At 59.8% G+C, this 13972-nt stretch carries 17 protein-coding genes and 1 pseudogene; 1 reads left to right on the top strand and 17 read right to left on the bottom strand.

All coding sequences use genetic code 11. The features are described 5' to 3' along the window. Positions 1-8: 8 nt before the first annotated feature. From RPC_RS00695 to RPC_RS00650, 12 genes and pseudogenes are all read right to left on the bottom strand, one after another. The gene (locus RPC_RS00695; protein ID WP_011470617.1) at positions 9-1169 is read right to left on the bottom strand and encodes a glycosyltransferase family 4 protein; all 1161 of its coding nucleotides are present in this window, start codon (positions 1167-1169) and stop codon (positions 9-11) included. Further along, the gene (locus RPC_RS24890; protein WP_011470616.1) at positions 1166-1861 is read right to left on the bottom strand and encodes an HAD family hydrolase; all 696 of its coding nucleotides are present in this window, start codon (positions 1859-1861) and stop codon (positions 1166-1168) included. The genes RPC_RS00695 and RPC_RS24890 overlap by 4 nt, the downstream gene beginning before the upstream one ends. Next, positions 1858-2763, bottom strand: coding sequence for an aminotransferase class IV (locus RPC_RS25285; RefSeq protein ID WP_011470615.1), 906 nt, complete (start codon positions 2761-2763; stop codon positions 1858-1860). Before RPC_RS25285 ends, RPC_RS24890 begins: the two co-directional genes overlap by 4 nt. Then, positions 2756-3478 carry an NUDIX hydrolase gene (locus RPC_RS25855; protein WP_011470614.1) on the bottom strand — a complete coding sequence of 241 codons (723 nt, stop codon included), beginning with the start codon at positions 3476-3478 and terminating at the stop codon, positions 2756-2758. The genes RPC_RS25285 and RPC_RS25855 overlap by 8 nt, the downstream gene beginning before the upstream one ends. A 15-nt stretch (positions 3479-3493) precedes the next feature. Then, positions 3494-4438, bottom strand: a complete 945-nt coding sequence (locus RPC_RS00675) for a phosphotransferase family protein (protein WP_011470613.1) — start codon at positions 4436-4438, stop codon at positions 3494-3496. Continuing rightward, a complete protein-coding gene (locus RPC_RS00670; RefSeq protein WP_167532047.1) occupies positions 4431-5507 on the bottom strand; it encodes a hypothetical protein in 1077 nt (358 codons plus the stop codon). The genes RPC_RS00675 and RPC_RS00670 overlap by 8 nt, the downstream gene beginning before the upstream one ends. Positions 5508-5908: 401 nt before the next feature. Next, the gene (locus tag RPC_RS24885; RefSeq protein WP_011470611.1) at positions 5909-6238 is read right to left on the bottom strand and encodes a hypothetical protein; all 330 of its coding nucleotides are present in this window, start codon (positions 6236-6238) and stop codon (positions 5909-5911) included. Between the two features lie 42 nt (positions 6239-6280). After that, positions 6281-6661 (bottom strand): phage tail tube protein, encoded by a 381-nt coding sequence (locus tag RPC_RS26595; RefSeq protein WP_208855630.1) that lies wholly within the window; start codon positions 6659-6661, stop codon positions 6281-6283. Continuing rightward, positions 6631-7551 (bottom strand): phage tail tube protein, encoded by a 921-nt coding sequence (locus tag RPC_RS26670; protein ID WP_415914782.1) that lies wholly within the window; start codon positions 7549-7551, stop codon positions 6631-6633. Before RPC_RS26670 ends, RPC_RS26595 begins: the two co-directional genes overlap by 31 nt. Before the next feature lie 24 nt (positions 7552-7575). Then, entirely contained in the window at positions 7576-7761 is a 186-nt protein-coding gene (locus tag RPC_RS26665) for a hypothetical protein (protein WP_415914781.1), read from the bottom strand. A 30-nt stretch (positions 7762-7791) separates the two neighbouring features. Then, positions 7792-8010 (bottom strand): hypothetical protein, encoded by a 219-nt coding sequence (locus RPC_RS26660; RefSeq protein WP_415914780.1) that lies wholly within the window; start codon positions 8008-8010, stop codon positions 7792-7794. Between the two features lie 13 nt (positions 8011-8023). Next, positions 8024-8614 (bottom strand): annotated as a pseudogene (locus tag RPC_RS00650) (DUF6441 family protein); the annotation flags it as partial. Between the two features lie 110 nt (positions 8615-8724). Between RPC_RS00650 and RPC_RS00645 the strand changes: the two are divergent. After that, entirely contained in the window at positions 8725-9696 is a 972-nt protein-coding gene (locus RPC_RS00645; RefSeq protein ID WP_157043105.1) for an HNH endonuclease, read from the top strand. Between the two features lie 207 nt (positions 9697-9903). Here RPC_RS00645 and RPC_RS26655 read toward each other — a convergent pair whose 3' ends face one another. From RPC_RS26655 to RPC_RS00625, 5 genes are all read right to left on the bottom strand, one after another. Beyond that, positions 9904-10047, bottom strand: coding sequence for a head-tail joining protein (locus RPC_RS26655; protein WP_415914779.1), 144 nt, complete (start codon positions 10045-10047; stop codon positions 9904-9906). After that, positions 10044-10379 carry a DUF2190 family protein gene (locus RPC_RS00635; RefSeq protein WP_011470608.1) on the bottom strand — a complete coding sequence of 112 codons (336 nt, stop codon included), beginning with the start codon at positions 10377-10379 and terminating at the stop codon, positions 10044-10046. The genes RPC_RS26655 and RPC_RS00635 overlap by 4 nt, the downstream gene beginning before the upstream one ends. Positions 10380-10425: 46 nt before the next feature. After that, positions 10426-11811, bottom strand: coding sequence for a prohead protease/major capsid protein fusion protein (locus RPC_RS00630; RefSeq protein ID WP_415914778.1), 1386 nt, complete (start codon positions 11809-11811; stop codon positions 10426-10428). A gap of 85 nt (positions 11812-11896) precedes the next feature. Then, entirely contained in the window at positions 11897-12388 is a 492-nt protein-coding gene (locus RPC_RS26650; protein WP_415914777.1) for a hypothetical protein, read from the bottom strand. Positions 12389-12479: 91 nt separating this feature from the next. Continuing rightward, positions 12480-13325 (bottom strand): phage portal protein, encoded by an 846-nt coding sequence (locus RPC_RS00625; protein WP_011470607.1) that lies wholly within the window; start codon positions 13323-13325, stop codon positions 12480-12482. Positions 13326-13972 lie beyond the last annotated feature (647 nt).

Raw genomic sequence — 13972 nt, 5'->3', positions numbered from 1 at the left:
CGGTGGCATCACTCGCATGAAAGGGCCTCAGCGTAAACACTGAGCGTTCGTACCGCCGCTTGTTCAATCGACAATTCCATACTTGCGCGCTGCTGCAATTGCCTACCAAGGGTCGCCCTCTCCTGTACGTTCACAACCAACTTATCTATCCGTCGCGCCAAATGCTCGACCGAGTTGGCATCGACCAGACACGTCGTATGCTCACCTACGACCTCACGAAGGCCTTCTATATCCGAGACCAGAATCGGGACGCCGGCCATCATAAATTCTATAGCCGCCAGCCCTAACCCTTCCTTGCTACTCGGCTGCAGACCGAGGTCAGTGGCATCTACAAGTAGATCTCGATCGGCGTCAGGGATATTTTCAAGCCAGATCACGCTAGGAGCTGCTGCCGCCGCAACCCGACGCAGCTGGCGCACGAACACGGGATCGGTGCTGTTGTCAGAACCAGCGAACAGCAATTGCACATTGTGACGCTGGTGCATACGCTCGAGGGCCAACAGCGCTTGCTCGTGTTGCTTCCTCGGCGTGAAGCGCCCTAACAGCGTGATCAGAATGCGTTCTGTGGATACGCCATACCGCATGCTCAGTTCTCGCCGCGCGACATCGCGATCCGTGTGATGTCTGTCGCGGATACCCATGCGCACCACTCTGATCAATTCATCTTCTATTCCAAACGAGCGCGCTTGCGCAGCAAAGGCCTCGCTACCGACCGCGTATCTGGCAGCCGGACACCGACGAACTATGAATTTTGTTCGTTGTTCGCCTAGTTTGTCGCGGAGAGGGTTGGTCTCGTGAAAGGACGCCACGATCGGAAACCTCTGAGAGAGTCCGCTTAAATGCGCAATCAAGAGTGATACTTGTGTATGGCAATGGACAACATCGAATTGCGCATCCGACGCAAAGTCTGCGATGTCGTTTAACAACGCAAAATATGATCTCTCCCACGGAACATAATTCTCGTGCCCGTGACCAGCCAGCAATGCCCTTGTCCGCCAGACTGTGTAACCGTATCGCTCCTCGACCGCGGGCTGTTCCTCAAGATCGCTGTTGGTAAGGACCACAATCGAGTGACCCTGGACGGCAAGGGCTTCCGCCAAATGAGCAACGTAAGTTTCTAGGCCGCCGGTACGCGGTGGGAAGCTGGGGACTATCAGTAACACCTTCATAGTTGCGCGATCATGCAGTTGAGAGCTTCCATCGACTCGACAACTTCGCAGGGCGGCGCGGTATAAACACCATATCGGTCCACAAGAATTTGATGCCCAATTCCCGCTCGCGCCGAGCCTAGAACGTCATTGATGAGACCGTCTCCGACATGCCAAGCACTTGCGGGATCCACTCCAATCGCATCCACCGCGGCATCGAACATGGCCCGATGTGGCTTTTCTGCGTATCCGTCATTGGATCCGATCGCTACATCGAAGAGGCAAAGCAAATCGTAAGAGGCCAATTCCTCTTTCAAGTCGTTCGACGCATTCGACACGGCCGCTGTTTTGATCCCTTTCCGCCTCAACTCTTGTAGGACAATCTTTGAGAACGGATCTATCTCCGAATACAGATCCCCGGCGTCAATCGCAGCCCGCCAGGCAGCCACGCCCAGGTCGCGATGGACGTTGAGGTGCGTGGCCATCGCCGCGCCCACGGCTTCAACAGAATCCGAGAAGCCGAAGTGATGCATCTCAGCCGACGCAGCTAAGGCACGTGCCGCATCGCGTGGATTAACAATCCATCCTTGCGAAAGTCTATTGAACTCCCGAGCTAAGACGCGACCATCGGGAAAGATGATTGTCATGCCAATGTCGAACAAAACCGCGTCTGGCCGATGGCTTGGCGAGGCCGGGGAGGCTTTAATCCTCATGACGGGTGCCCCGGGAAGAAGGCACTGCCGACCGGAGGCGTGGGATCGCCAACTCGGCAAGCGGCGAGGTACGTCGTCAGCAATGCGTTCGTTACAGGCGTCTCACCAGACCCGATGCTCTGCCCGTCGATGGATAAGACCCCGCGCACCTCGTCGAGCGTACCGGTGACAAAAACTTCATCCGCTGCGCACAAGTCTCTTGGGGCCAAATCCTCTTCAATCACCTCTATGTTCATTCGACGTTGCAAAATCTCAATAGCAGTCAGGCGCGTGATGCTCGGCAGGATTCCCATTTCGAGCCGTGGCGTGGAAATGCGCTCCGCCCTGACGACAAATATTGAGGCTCCCGGCGTCTCAGCGACACGCCCGTCAGTACTGAGCAAAATTGCCTCGTCGGCTCCGCGCTCCACGGCTTCTAAGCGGGCCAAGCGAAAGAAGGCATACATCGCACCAACTTTCGCCCCCCAGGGATATGCGCTGGCAGGAACATGGCGTTGCGTTGCTATTGAACAGCGAAGAGGTGCCCTATGATCCGCTGCGCTGCGTGCGAGCACTACAAGATCGGCATCTGCCACAGTCCCGTAGTAGCCGGACCTGAGATAGACGGTCGGGCGGATATATACCTCTGACCTTGTCTCAGCTTTCAACAGCGCTGAAATCCCTTCATTGACCCGGTCAGCCAAACTATCGACGCGCAACCTCATCAGCTCGCAGGAAACCTGGAGGCGCTGAATGTGCGAGTGAAGCGAGACTACGCAATAGCGATCCTGGTGCGGCGCTCGATAAGCTTTAATGCCCTCAAAAACGCTGATTCCTCGTAGGGACGCATCGCTCGCAAGCGACATCGATACGGACTCGGCAGGCCGCACTACCCCATCGATCCAACATAGCAGCTCAGTCATGCCACCGATCCCTGCTTAAGCCCCCCGCGACCGCCCCTAGATAGTCCACAAGCCGCTCTCCTGGATGCTGCCGATCAAGCGTTCCGACATCAAACTCCAACAGCTCTTGAAACTCGCTCTCTCTCTGAGCTCTGCGATCGGACTCCAGCAGGTTTTCGAACGTCGCCCGCAGCGCGGCCGGATTCTGACGAGGTGCCAGATAAACAACACCGACATCGAGAGGTGCGTCGCGAACGATAACGCCGAGCATACGCAATCGCTCTACATGCAACTCCAGACCGAGCTCCTCAGACGCCTCCTCTACCGCTGTCAGCCGCGGATCGCCTAAGTCGCTTACACCGCCGCCAGGCAATTGAACAATGCCCGGCGTCGCAGTGTGCGCGGCCATTCTTCCGGCGATAAACCTGGACGGCCCGATTGGCACCACTAAAGAGACAAAAATCGTACCCGGCGTTGATGCGCCGTCCGTGTGCGCGATAGATCTCGCATACAAATAGTGTGCGTAGTCCGATCGCTTGACGCGAAGTGTGGCGCAACCGTTCCGAACGGATACACCAACCGGCGATAACAATGGCCCATTAAAGAGCCGTGGATTTTCGCGCACTGATCTCGCCCAATGAAGAGCCACGCGACTGTCCATCTCCGCATTCGCATCTACCTCAGCGGCGTCCACTCTAAGATCCGTGGCGCGATCAAAACGGGCACCTTGCCCCATGTCATTCTCTCCCGATCAGTGTGGCACCCGATCGACAAGCTCATCAAGCATTGGATCGAATAGCACCGACATAGCCCATTGGAAATGCCCCGTGTCTTGTACGGCCACGCGATCGTCCGGGTAAGCAGTGCAAGTTAGAAACGCGGCGAGCTTGAGATACATCGCAACGAGCGCACCCGGCGGTGAACCCTCCATGCGCAACAAGCGCGCTACTAAACTTCGCCTCGTGGTCGCCTGGTCAGGTTCGTACATACTGAAGTATCCGCACGCCGTTGCAACGTCGAATGCCGCGTCGCCGAAAGTTGTAAAGGCGCCAAAGTCCACGAGAGAGAGCACGCGGCCGGTCGCACCAACTAGAACGTTGCCGGGATGAAAGTCGCCATGGATAAGGCACACTTTTCCGAGGAACGGTCGATCGAAATGCTGGCGGACGTCGGCAGTGGCATTGGCGAGGCGTTCCCAATACGCGGGTTGGAGCATTCTCGCCAGCGCGCGAGACTGGCTTTCGATTTGCCCGCGGACGTGCTGATGCCAATCGCCGTGCCTTTGCTCGCCGAACATCGTCCAGCTATTCCACTCCGGCTCGACTTGAATGCGCCCTACCCGCAACGCAGCGGCAAGATAGGCGTCGATCAGATCCGTGTCGGTCAAAAAGTGCGCGCGAGTTGAGAGCGGCTCTCCGAGAAGGCGTTTTTCTACTGAATAGGCACGCCCCCCTTCAACGCCGTGCGTAAGAATTCTGGGAACAGCGAACCCTGCCCTGTCTGAGTTCAGACGCGCGTAAAACGATGCGATCGTTGCGAAACGTTCAGCAGAACCGCCGGCGTGATACACTTTCAGTACGCGCGCATCGTCTAGCTCGTAAGCGACGGCTTCCGCGCCCGCGTGCAGCCTCTTAGGTCGAAGCACGCCCAGACCTCGCGCGATCAAAGTCGCCAGTTCATCCGTTGCGTCATCCATCGGTCCGGCCTTTGGCGTCGTGTTTTCCTATCCTGCGACCTATATCAGCGATGCCTCTGCGTTGCAGCATCCGATTGAAAGCGTCGAATTCGGTCAAGCTCCCAGCTTTCGGCGCGTTGACGTCTACACTTGCGTCCATGAACGGCGACGCAAGCTCGTGGTTACAGTTTACGAAAGCTCCGTCCGCGCGCTCATGTCGCTTCGAATACCGAAACTCCAACCTTCCGATGGCGAACCCCAGCGCGACGACGCCGATCGTTTGAATGGGCGCATCGCCCCAGCGGAGCAAATATTGGCCGCCGCTCTCGTCAATCCCGCTATAGAAGTCACGCAGCGGCTTACTCTCCCATACGCAGCGCCGAGCGACGTGAAAGTTGTTGTAATACATAATCGGCGCTTCCAGCCTATCAGTAGAGACCAAGCTCTTCAAATGAGAGGGCAGACCGGCGACGAACGACCTAAGCGCACAGTTTTCGGGTCCGTGCTCACCCGTCACAAAGAGCCCGCTCAAACGAGCGCTCTCGCCGATCAATCGTCGGCAAAGATCGGCGAGCCCCAATGCATTCATCGGATGTTCGATGTGTACGCAATTTGACGCGTAATCTACACCTGACTCTAGGACGGACGCGATTGGATCGCCGATTGCCTCATCCAGGTACGCATCGTCGTCGAGTCGCATGTAGACATCGTATTCCGAAAGATACTTAGGTAGATCGCGAAGCCACCAGCGGGTCATGGTTCTGTATTGCACACCTGGCGCGTCAGGAACGACGCGTTGATGCGCGCGAACGACTCCCTCAGATACCCAATCCGGCGCAAGGAAATCGTCCGGCTCCAGCTCAATGAACTGCAGAGCGTCGCCTCGGTCACCTCCGAGCGTTCGCCGCAAGTCGTCTTGCTCGTGAGCGGCGAAATCGCCTTCATGCAAGATAAGCACTGGATAGCCCGCACGTGCATTGAATGCTTCAAACAACCGCGTCAGCGACCCACGCAAAAAACTCACACGCGTCGGCGTATTCTGAGTGAGGCACACAATTGCTGCTTTAGCTGGCATCGTACCTACGAACATAGCATTTGATTGCCATTCGCGCGAGAGATCACGAGAACAATTGGTCGTCCTTATCCCTGACGGCTTCGTGGCGGATGGCCCATCATTTCGCCTACGCATCGCACTAAGTAATTGTAACTATTAGTTGAAGACACAATCCGAGGCGATCGGGCAGGAGATTGGGCCACATGACTTTCTCTCATCGGTGCGTGCAGGCGTTCAGCGAGAGCGTCGCGATCACGAGGAGCGGCAGCGCCCGCTTCGAGCATCCGGTCCTTGGCATCGGAAGCCTCGTTCTGAAAATGAGTTCGGCCTCGCGGGCTTTCGCGCCTCAGTGGCGGCGCCCGCCTTGCGGCCAGCGGCGAAGATCGCCGCGGTGGCGATGACCACCGCGACGATGAGGACAAGAGCGAACCAGCCGGTCACTTGCTCGCCCCGGTGATCCCAGCCCGCAAGGTGCCGAGGCCGAGCGCGGCGAGGATCTGGGTGAGCCAATCGGAACCGACATCGACGCCCGGCACATCGATGCCGAGGCCTTTTTCAACGACAACGACCAGCACGAGCACGGCGGCGATGATGAAGGCCGCGCCCGCCTCGATCGTGGCTTGTTCGCCGCCAGCCTTCAGGGCTTCGTCCGCAGCGCCGCGCGCGATCAGCATTGCGGCAACTGAAACAGGCCGGAATTGGATGCGCACGCCGGATAGCACGTCGAGCCAGAAGGGTTCGGCGGACACGGGTTCGAGCTTGAGCATGGTGGCTCCTTGGTTTGATGGCGATTTCGGGGAAAGGAAAGATCAGTAGGAGGCCACGTCGTTGGTCAGAACGACGGTGCAGGTCTTGGTCAGGACCGGATCGAGCGCGGCCTGCCAGGCGAAGGGCATCTGAATGCCGCCCGGCCCCTGAATTTGCCGGTTGCCGCGCGGCAGGAACACGCGATGCGCGGTGAAGAGCAACGAGCGGCTGGCGTCGATGGTCCAGCCGAAGGCGATCTCGCACGGCGTGCGGGCGGTCGCCTGATCGAGCAGGCTCGTGTCTTGAAACCGTGCAATGAGATTGCCGGAGCATTTGACGATGCCCGGATCGATATCGGCGATGCGCCCGTCGGAGCGGATGACCTCGATCTTTTCGAGGTTGTTCGAATACATCAGTTCCGCCGAGACGATATTGCCGAGCACCGCCCGTTACGGGTGATCGATCCCTGAAACTGGCTGAAGCGCTCGACATCGAGAACGGTCGGCGTGCCTGCCGCCGTCGCGATAGCTGTCGTCTCACCTTGGGCGATCACGTTGACCGTAGCTGAGAGAAGCCCGGAGCGCTGCGCCTGGATCGAAAGGCTGTTCGCCCGCGCGCCGTAGTTCATGCCGAAGAACGGCACGTCGGGAAGGCCGACCTCGATCGACATCGACGGCAGGGTCTGCGTGCCCGAAACAAAGGTGTGGCCGTTCGCGCCGCCGGTGAGCGTTGCGCCTGAGACCGTGCCGTTTGAAGCGGGCGTGGTAGAAGCCGCAATCGTGAAGCTGTTACCGCCAAGACCGAGCGTGTCATGCGTGATCGTCAGCGTGTTGCCGCCGGTCTGGGCATAGGTCGCAGCCGCGACTGCCGGCACGACACTGGCGTTGAGGGCGGTCACGGCATTGGTCAAAGTCGCGCCGAGATTCGCTCCGATCTGGATCTGGTTGCCGGTTGGCGCGGCGGATACAAATGTAAATGCGGTTCCGGCGATCGTGATCGTCGCGTTCACGGTGGGCTGCGCCGAGAACAAGATCGAACCCTTTGCGGCGACCGTCGCAACCGTGGTCGGATTGCCGAAGAGGCCCTTCAGCCAGAACCCGATGTTGCGGTGATCCATGGGAACGACGATGTCGCTCTCGTTCGACGCCACGTCATAGGCAGGCGTCAGCGGATCGCGGCCATAGCCGAGGAGATCGCTCTCGATCAAGGATTGCTCTTCGCCGAGGTTGGCCGAGACGAAGGGCAGCTTGCGAAAGCCCGTACCGGGCGTGACGCCATAGGTGGCTTCAAACACCGCAGCCATGACGGCGTTGGCGCCGCGTGCGCGTGCCATGGGAATACTCCTGTCGTTGTTGGTTCAGTTCAAAGGATCGGTCGTCGCGTAGACGGCGAGGATCGCGAGATCGGCGAAGCGTCCGGGCAAGGCGCCGAGCGCTTCGATATCGTCCGTCACCGGCGCTTCTGCTTCGATCCAGTCGCACAGTCCGCCGAGCGTCCGGTTCGCCATGACGGCCGCGCCGATCGCGCCGGTCATGGCGTCCATCACCTGCTCGCGGGTGAGCGTCGCGCTCTCCTAGGCGGCGATCTCAAGCGGGATGCGGTGCGAATAGAGATAGGTCAGCGGCGAGAGGCTGACCTCCGATTCGCCCGGATCGCCGTCGCGGATCACGACCAGCCCACCGGGCGGAATACGTTCGGCCTTGGCCAGATTGCGCTTCACTTCCGCGCCCGGCAGCGCAGCTGCGACAAGCGACTTCACTGCGGCAAGGACGGTTTCGCGTTTCGAAGCCATGGATGACGAGCCTTCAGGATTGCGGCCAGTGCCGCGCGATCAACGAGGGCACGCGCGCGGCTTGCCGCTTGGCAGCGCTCTCGACATCGAGCCGTTTTTTCAGGGCGACCTGTGGAACCAGAATGAACACGATCACGCTGGCCTGTCCGGTCTTGCGGCGATTGCGGGCTGCAAGCCCACGCGTGTTGATCCGGGCATCGTCCGCGACCAGCAGCGAGGGACGGCCACGGCGATAGACGAACCGAAGCTTCAGGCCGGTTCGCCGCTGCCAGCCTTCCGGCGTGATCTTTTCGCGCGAGCCAACGGCACTCCGTCCGCTCTTACCGGCGGCAGCGGTCGGGATCGCCAGGAACAGGCCACGCGTCGAACGGATCACCACGCCACGGTCAAAGGCATCGACGATCTTCGGCGCGCGCGACCAGACATAGGTTGCGGCTTCGGCGCTCTCGCCCACCTCGGGGAAGGTCTTTCCCCGCCATGTCCGAGACAGCCGTTCACCGAGCCCGGCCGCGACGACATCTTCGCGGAGATCCTGCTTCAGTCCATCAGCAGCGTCGCGCATCCCCGAGGTGACCGCGCGTTCGATATCCTTCTCGGTTTCAGCAAGGGCTTTGCCGAGATCGGGACGCTAGATATTGAAGCGCATTGAATCTCTCCGATGCTAGAGAGACCTGTCCGTCGACAATCGGGGCTCAAACCTATACAATTATGAACATGCACGAGCTTGACCCGAAAATCGTAAAGGCGGCCGATTTTTATGACCAGCATTATGCTGGCATCGAGCCTCTTTTTATCCGACCGGGCACAAAGATAGTCCTCGGTGATAAGAATAACCGTGTATGCCGCTTCTGCGGAAAGGGCGAGAACGAGGTTTCATTTAAGCTTGAAGCGCACGCCATCCCAGAATCACTGGGAAACAAGAGTGTGGTCACCAATTTTGAATGCGATAACTGCAATCAGCTATTCGGGCGCGGCATCGAAAACGATCTCGGAAATTGGTCGAAGCCTAGTCGAACGTTTGCCAGAATACGCGGCAAGAGTGGTGTCCCAACTTTAAAAAAGGGTGGCCCCGATCCCGGATGGCGAATTGAGTATGGCGAAACGGGCTTCGAGATGAAGCACTACGAAGACGATCCAATTTTTTACGTGGATGAGGAAAGCAAGCAACTCAGATTTGAACTCAAACGGGATTCTTACACACCCGTCGCTGTCCTGAAGGCATTCGTTAAAATTGGCCTCACGCTGATTCCGGCTGTGGAACTTCCGAATTTCGTCGAAGCGTTGGCATGGATTCGCGAGCAGGACCACACTAAGGGTCTCGTGAAGGAATTCCCGATTTTCCGGACCTTCCAGCCTGGACCGATGCCCAATGATCTTATCGTCGTTATGCTTATGCGGCGGCGGCCGACGGTAAGCGGTGTTCCCTATGCTTTTCTGGTAATTGCCTATGGGAATGAGGTGTTTCAGGTGTTTCTTCCATCTCCCAAGCAAGATGCCGCGATTGCAGGGCAGAAGTTGACTTTTCCTGCTTTTCCCACGCCTGGCGGTCCGGACCCCACTCGCTATGGTAGGGCCAAATTCTCTTTGTTGGACTTGACCGGGCGAGAGGTCATCCGAGGCGAAACGGTGCCAATTGTACTTGGGTTTGACCAAGTGACCCTGAACGCCGTTTCGGCATCGAAGTAGCCACGATCAGCAAGCCGAGCGAAGCCGACCTAAATCTTTACGGCCTCGCAAGCCAGCACAAGCCCGAGCGCATCGCCCATCGGTTCGCCGATGATCTTGAACGTCTCGGTCCCGATCATGATCAGATCACCCTCGGTGATTGTCGCGGACTGAGAGCGCCGGGATATCGATACCGACGGTCGGCAACACGGCGCGGCTGTCCCCGAATTACGCCATGCTGTCGGGCGACTTGCGGATGATGCGGACAGCGACGCCAGCGCCAACGCCGCCCGCCTTCCACAGCGTATCTTCGCCGATATTGGGATCGGCGAAGAGCGCATCGATGGCTGATGTGAAGGCGAACATCGTCATGCGGTGCCGTTGAGGCGTGCACGACCGATCGTCTCGCCAGCGCCATTGCCGACGGCTTCAACCGCAGCACCGATCAGCGTGTTGGTCCCGACCGTCTTGGTCGCTTCCTTGTTGGTGTTGTCCCAATAGATCTTGTCGCCGACGCTCCAGGCCTGCGACGCGGTCTTTTTCAGATCGAACACGCCGACGAGGCAGGCTTCCACCTGCTCGGCAAGGATTGCGGAAGCCGTCGCGACCCCGAAGATCGCGCCGACGAGAAGGCCGTCGCCGGAAGCAACGGCATAGGGAGCGGCGAGCGTGATCGTTCGCCCGGGCTGGACGTAACTCTTCATGGAACTGGCTCCGAGATGGTGGTGAAAATACTGGCGGGTTCGAAGATCAAGCGCCGGGGTTGCGGAAGAGACCGCGCCAATCGATCGCCTTCGCTCCGAAATCGAGACGGCACTTGATCTCGATGCCATCGACGTCGAAGCCGTTGCGGGTCTCGATGTAGGCTCCCTGCTGGCCTTCAAGATAGGCGAACTCGATCGTGTCGATCTGCGCCGGGTTGGCGGCGAGATACCAGGCCGTCGCGCTCGCCAAATCAAGGCGAGGTTCGGCGATGGGCGTCAGCGTGCGGATCGATTGCGGCACCACATCCCCGGTCTTCGCGGGAACGAGGTTCTGCGCGATGATTTGCTCGGCCGCGAGCTCGAGTGCAGCGGGCACCAGCAGATAGGCGGAGCGCACGTTGAGAACCGTCTTCTTGTCGAGCCCGGTCTGCTTGGCCATGGCGGTGCGCCCGTCGCCGATGGCCATCACGCTGGGCACGCCGGCGGGGGATGCGAGGTTCTTGTGGGTGGCATGGAATAGCGGCACCCCGTCCGCCATGTTAGCGTTGGCGGTGACGATGCCCCAGACGAGGTCGCTTTCGAGCGTGGCGATGGCCGTGCCGTACATGGCCGGGATGCGGGTGAAAGCATCGAGATCGTCATTGATCAGCACCTGGCGGGTGATGCCCACCACACGCCCATAGGTCTCGATGCGGTAGCTTTCCTTCGATTCGGCGATCGTGCCGCGCTTGAATTCGCCACCTTCGCCGACTTTGAGAAGCTGGGGAGCTTCGCCGATCTGTACCCGCTGCATCGCCTTGAAGTCGGTGGCGAGCACCTGACGGCAGAAGGGAATGAACGTTCGCGGATAGGCCTCGTAGGCCTGTCGCAGCGTCTTGTTCGTGACGGCCGAGAGGACTTCGGGGAAATCCGATGTCGAATGCAGGGCGCGGGTGGCGATCTCGTCGCGTGACATGCCCCGGACATTGACGCCGGCACTGCCCAGAAACTCACGGGCGTGTTCGAGCAGCGTCATGCCGCGATATTCCCGCGCCGGTTCGCTCAGCGGGAAGAGCGTCGGCGAATATCGGTGCAGCAGGGCGTTCGACACGGCGTCGCGACGGGTGACGCGTTCATCGCGGCCGCCGAGCGGAACGCTGACCTGGGGCGAAACCCGCGTCTTCTCGGCATCGGTGGCGACCTTGTCGAGGATCTCGCTGCGCGCTGCATCGAGCGTGACGCCGCGCTTGACGAGATCGTCGGCGAAACTGCGCTCAAGGTGCAGGCGACCTGCAAGATCGTGGATGGTTCCGACACGTTCGCGTTCGGAATCGCGCGCGCGGGCCGCAATCGCCTCTGCATCGATCAGCGGCGTGTTCGATACGCGATCCTGTGCTTCAGGCGCGGCCTGGCGGGTATGCGTTTCGGCATTGTCGGTCACAGCGTCGTCCATGGCTGCTTTCTCCTAAGTTGGAGCGTCGGCACGATGGACGAAGCTGGGGTTAAGGGGTTCGTCGGAGCGGAAACCCGCTGCCGGATCAGCGCCGATGGGCACTGCGGAAATCTCGAAGGGCGTCCAATCGACCGCGCGCCACAACTCGGGCGCGCCCGCCTGCTTGGTCACCTCGAAGCGATGGACCTGGTAGCCGATCGAGACCGCACGGATATGCCCCGGCCTCGACGTCCTTCCAGAGCGGTTCGACTTCCGTCCGGTCGGAGAAGCGGACACGGGCGATGCCGCGTCCGTTCTCGACGCGGGCGCTGCCCGGCACGACCGAACCGATGATGCTGTCGAGCACGGAGGCATCGTAAACCCTCAAGAGCGGTGCGCCCGCGTTCAGGCGATCAAGACGAACGGCGCGTGGATCCATCGCCAGTTCCTCGTCGAAGGGATCGCCGAAGAACGGATTTCGGCGCACGCGCGCGCCCGTCGACCAGACCACGTCGATGGTGCGCTCGGCCGCGTCGATCGACGCACGCAACAGGTCCGCCGCCCGCGTCAGCGGTGGCAGGTCGATGTTTCGGGTCATGGTGCAAAAGCTCAGTTGTCGGGATTGTAAGGTTGGCCGGTGGCGTCCGCCTGCATCACGCCGCTCTTCGTCACGCGCCGCGGATCGCTGTCTAGAATGAGCCCGAGGGCGTGATCTTGGCGTTCATGGTGGCGATCTCGGCGAGCACGGCGTCGGGGTTGTGGCCCTGGCGGGCAATGGCCTGCGCCAGCGACATGGTGCCCGAGCGCAACGCCAGGAGATCGGCCATCGCGTCCTTCAGCGGGTCCACGGCTTCGAAACGTGGCGGAGACCATTCGACCGCGATGTCCGGCCGAGGCAACTTCCCGGCTGCCCATGCAGCCTGACAGAACCAGACCCACATGGGCTGGCACAGCACGGGGATGACGATCTGCCATTGAACGGCATCGATCAGGCGGCGAAACTCCACGAGTCCTGCCCGGATCGATGAGTAGTTGACCTGACTGAGGTCTCCGGTCAGCAGCTCATAGGGCATGCGGAACCCCGCTGCCACGATGTGAAGCTGCGCGCGGAGCCACTCGCCGACGCCTGCCGTCGTGGCAGGCTGATTGAAGCGGATGTCCTTGCCGCCTCGCGCGTAGGCGATCAGCCCGGGCTCGAACTGCTCGACGCGATTGCCATCGGCGTCGACCACCGACGGAGCAATCCCTTGATCGGCTTCGTCGGCGCCAAGCACGATGCCGACGACACAGGCTTCCGTCTTCTTGCGGACCAGCTCGGCCTGCGTCCAGTCGTCGAGATCGCGCAACGCCCGCATCACTGGCGTGCCCCACGGGACACCACGAACCTGCGTGCGCTGTTTCTCGTAGAGATGCAGCACATCGTTCGCCGGAATGGCGAGACTTTCGAGGCGTGCGTGAAGGTGTGCTTCTTCCGGCGAAGAGTGACGGTGGGCGCAAATCCGGATCGGGCGTTCGAATCCCTCTCGTCCCGCCATTACATTTTTTTGAAGCGTCTCCCCGAGCGCTACGCGGCAGCAGATAGCGCAACCTTTCAAAGGCTTTGCCGGTGCGACCTCTGCACTGCACAGCCAACAAATTCACGGCCGCATTCTCCGAATGGCCAGTTTCTCTCCCGACCTGTGGACTGAAGCAGAACCGATACGGTCAGAAAGTCCTCGCTACTTCATGTGGTTAGCCGTTTGAACCGAGCCGGAAGTTCGAGTTTTCAATGGTTAACGAAGCCTCAATCGCTTCCAAATAGGCTATTGAATCGAAGCAGCATTTTCTTAATGACCTCCCGCTCAGACCGGGACGGATATTGATTTATCGATGGACCGGTTGCGGAACGGGGGTTCAAATCCTCACGATCAGCATACGTCTGTCTCGGTCAAAACCCGCCGCATTTTGACCGAGATCGACAATCGGGATGAGGCGATGGCGGCCGCGGGTGTTTGGCTCTGGCTTTCTGGTCTGTTTCGTCCAATCGGGGATGGTGACGCACGGTGTATGCGTAGGTGTATGTAGCCAAAAAGGCATGCAGTTTCGATATCGTTAAAACGGGCGTTTCTCTCATTTCTGGGCGGACTCCCTCTCCGCCAGTCCCGAAAAGTCGACCGCCTTTCAGTCGCAAGAACCAGACCCC

Source organism: Rhodopseudomonas palustris BisB18 (assembly GCF_000013745.1).
GTDB lineage: Bacteria > Pseudomonadota > Alphaproteobacteria > Rhizobiales > Xanthobacteraceae > Rhodopseudomonas_A > Rhodopseudomonas_A palustris_F.
Note: the sequence above shows the minus strand (reverse complement) of the source record. Positions and strands in the feature narration are given on the sequence as shown.

Coding starts and splice junctions, on each gene's coding strand:
- RPC_RS00695 (WP_011470617.1), bottom strand. CDS start 1,169: ATGAAGGTGTTACTGATAGTCCCCAGCTTCCCACCGCGTACCGGCGGC.
- RPC_RS24890 (WP_011470616.1), bottom strand. CDS start 1,861: ATGAGGATTAAAGCCTCCCCGGCCTCGCCAAGCCATCGGCCAGACGCG.
- RPC_RS25285 (WP_011470615.1), bottom strand. CDS start 2,763: ATGACTGAGCTGCTATGTTGGATCGATGGGGTAGTGCGGCCTGCCGAG.
- RPC_RS25855 (WP_011470614.1), bottom strand. CDS start 3,478: ATGGGGCAAGGTGCCCGTTTTGATCGCGCCACGGATCTTAGAGTGGAC.
- RPC_RS00675 (WP_011470613.1), bottom strand. CDS start 4,438: ATGGATGACGCAACGGATGAACTGGCGACTTTGATCGCGCGAGGTCTG.
- RPC_RS00670 (WP_167532047.1), bottom strand. CDS start 5,507: ATGTTCGTAGGTACGATGCCAGCTAAAGCAGCAATTGTGTGCCTCACT.
- RPC_RS24885 (WP_011470611.1), bottom strand. CDS start 6,238: ATGCTCAAGCTCGAACCCGTGTCCGCCGAACCCTTCTGGCTCGACGTG.
- RPC_RS26670 (WP_415914782.1), bottom strand. CDS start 7,551: ATGGCACGCGCACGCGGCGCCAACGCCGTCATGGCTGCGGTGTTTGAA.
- RPC_RS26665 (WP_415914781.1), bottom strand. CDS start 7,761: ATGGACGCCATGACCGGCGCGATCGGCGCGGCCGTCATGGCGAACCGG.
- RPC_RS26660 (WP_415914780.1), bottom strand. CDS start 8,010: ATGGCTTCGAAACGCGAAACCGTCCTTGCCGCAGTGAAGTCGCTTGTC.
- RPC_RS00645 (WP_157043105.1), top strand. CDS start 8,725: ATGCACGAGCTTGACCCGAAAATCGTAAAGGCGGCCGATTTTTATGAC.
- RPC_RS26655 (WP_415914779.1), bottom strand. CDS start 10,047: ATGACGATGTTCGCCTTCACATCAGCCATCGATGCGCTCTTCGCCGAT.
- RPC_RS00635 (WP_011470608.1), bottom strand. CDS start 10,379: ATGAAGAGTTACGTCCAGCCCGGGCGAACGATCACGCTCGCCGCTCCC.
- RPC_RS00630 (WP_415914778.1), bottom strand. CDS start 11,811: ATGGACGACGCTGTGACCGACAATGCCGAAACGCATACCCGCCAGGCC.
- RPC_RS26650 (WP_415914777.1), bottom strand. CDS start 12,388: ATGACCCGAAACATCGACCTGCCACCGCTGACGCGGGCGGCGGACCTG.
- RPC_RS00625 (WP_011470607.1), bottom strand. CDS start 13,325: ATGGCGGGACGAGAGGGATTCGAACGCCCGATCCGGATTTGCGCCCAC.